At 60.3% G+C, this 267-nt stretch carries 1 pseudogene; it reads right to left on the bottom strand.

Annotation, left to right across the window (positions count from 1 at the left end):
- Nucleotides 1–267, bottom strand: a pseudogene (gene ligB, locus RTW80_RS29500) (ATP-dependent DNA ligase); the annotation flags it as partial.

Below are 267 nucleotides of genomic sequence, written 5' to 3'. Positions count from 1 at the left end.
CCACACCACGTTATCCAGCCGGGGAATACCTTGTCCCGCCAGGCTTACCAGCACCTGATCGCCGGGGGCAATATCCAGCCTCTGCCAGCGGTTAACCGACCCTAAGCTGACGCGCTGTACGCGTTTATCGTCGAGCATCAGCGGCTCAAGCTGCGCAATCGCGGTGATCCGCCCGGTACGGCCAACGGTAAAGTGAATCGCTTTGACTTCCGTCACCTGGGCCACAGGAAGGTATTTCCATGCGACGATCCAACTCCCTTCCCCCGG

Source organism: Escherichia sp. AM3 (genome assembly GCF_032029835.1).
GTDB classification, from domain to species: Bacteria; Pseudomonadota; Gammaproteobacteria; order Enterobacterales; family Enterobacteriaceae; genus Escherichia; species Escherichia coli.
The sequence above is the reverse complement of the archived record's forward strand: the minus strand, read 5'-3'. Positions and strand labels throughout refer to the sequence as shown.